The sequence below is a fragment of the Synechococcus sp. WC101 genome (assembly GCF_047461555.1).
In the GTDB taxonomy this organism is placed as follows: Bacteria; Cyanobacteriota; Cyanobacteriia; order Thermostichales; family Thermostichaceae; genus Thermostichus.
Genome location: NZ_JANSHG010000285.1, coordinates 1 through 1562 on the forward strand (window position 1 = coordinate 1; position 1562 = coordinate 1562).

The window sequence follows — 1562 nt, forward strand, 5'->3', positions numbered from 1 at the left end:
CCCATCATGGGTAAGCGACTAAAGTGGCTAGCGGGCTTTTCCGCCCCGCACTCAAGTGCGGGGCTACCAAGCTATCCCTTTGTGTGTAGGGGCGTCTTGACAGCGCCTTCGCGATTCCGGTTGTGGACTGCGTGAGAATTCCCCGACTTGAGTCGGGGGAGTGTCAAAAAGCACTTGGCGTGGATGCCGAGGCTTGTGTCGCCGTTTTTTAGTTAAGAAAAAGACGCGAGCTCTCGGAAAAAAGCGCGTAGAGTCGCAGAGCTCCTAGGATTGCCCCTTCCCTGGAGAGGGAGGATAAAGCAAGGCTTCCAGCTCCTGTAGAGCCTGCTCTAGATTGTCGTTGACGATCACGTAGTCGAATTCGTCTTTGGCATCCAATTCTTTGCGAGCCTGTTGCAGACGGCGTTGGATGCTGGCTTCAGAGTCTTGTCCGCGTTCGCGAATGCGGCGTTCGAGCTCTTCTAGCGAGGGAGGAGACAGGAAGATGCGAATGGCATCGGGACACTGTTGTCTCACCTGGCGGGCCCCGGCCAGTTCAATTTCCAGAAGCACATCCTGACCCTGGCTGAGTTTTTGGAACACGATCTCGCGGGGAGTGCCGTAAAAGTTACCTGCGTACTGGGCCCATTCCAACAACTCATCGGCTTCAATCAGGTTGAGGAACTCCTCGCGAGTGCGGAAGTAGTAGTTGACGCCTTCCTGTTCCCCAGGGCGGGGGGGGCGGGTGGTTACCGAGACAGAAAAGTACAGCTCAGGGTGGCGCTGGCGCAATTGGCTGACCAGAGTGCCTTTGCCCACCCCACTGGGCCCTGTCAAAACCACCAGGCGACCGCGAGTGGCAGGAGGCCGAGGGGCTTCCTGTTGCTGCAGGCACTCAGGGGGAGTTGGCGAGGAGAGCGTAGTGGAAGAAACTGCCATAGGCGGAGAGCGACAAAGGACGACTGGACAGTTGGCTGGTTTGGTTTGTTTTAGGATATCTCACTCTCGGCCTCGCAGGCTGCTTGTGAGGCCCTTACTCAGGTTCCTCCGGCGCACCGACTTTGGCAGTAAGGAAGCGGTTGGCAACGGTTTCCGGCTGAATGGCCGAGAGGATGACGTGCCCGGAATCGGTGATGATTACGGCGCGGGTGCGGCGACCGTAGGTCGCGTCCACCAACTGGCCTCTTTCGCGGGCGTCGCTAATGATGCGTTTGATGGGAGCTGACTCAGGACTGACAATGGCGATAACGCGCCCGGCGGCGACGATATTGCCAAAGCCGATGTTGATTAGGCGAGTATCCATGGTTAATCAGCCAATCTAGCGCCTGTCCGGCCAGCAGCCTTCATCTGAATGCGCGGGACACCCCACCGTCTATACGGTGGGGAGCGATAGCGCCTAATATAACCAGCATGACCCAAGTCCTGACTATCTTCTGCAAGCTCAAGGTATCTGCCTCGCAAGCCACAAAGCTGGATGCAACTTTGGATGCCTTTGCCCAGGCCTGCCAACCAAAACACGCCAGAGAAGATAACCAACGCTCTTCAGCTTCAGTCTCTGAGCGACCGCGAAATCCATGCACGGT

Annotated in this window: 2 protein-coding genes and 1 pseudogene; 1 reads left to right on the forward strand and 2 read right to left on the reverse strand. The window is 57.3% G+C overall.

Annotated features, from left to right (window positions below):
* Nucleotides 1-264: 264 nt before the first annotated feature.
* The gene (gene gmk / locus NW809_RS12495) at nucleotides 265-918 is read right to left on the reverse strand and encodes a guanylate kinase (protein ID WP_011431478.1); all 654 of its coding nucleotides are present in this window, start codon (nucleotides 916-918) and stop codon (nucleotides 265-267) included.
* A 94-nt stretch (nucleotides 919-1012) separates the two neighbouring features.
* Complete coding sequence (gene remA / locus NW809_RS12500; RefSeq protein WP_011431477.1) at nucleotides 1013-1282, reverse strand: extracellular matrix/biofilm regulator RemA; 270 nt, start codon at nucleotides 1280-1282, stop codon at nucleotides 1013-1015.
* A gap of 107 nt (nucleotides 1283-1389) precedes the next feature.
* On the opposite strand from remA, the pseudogene NW809_RS12505 reads away from it, so the two are divergent.
* Nucleotides 1390-1562, forward strand: a pseudogene (locus tag NW809_RS12505) (RNA-guided endonuclease TnpB family protein); the annotation flags it as partial.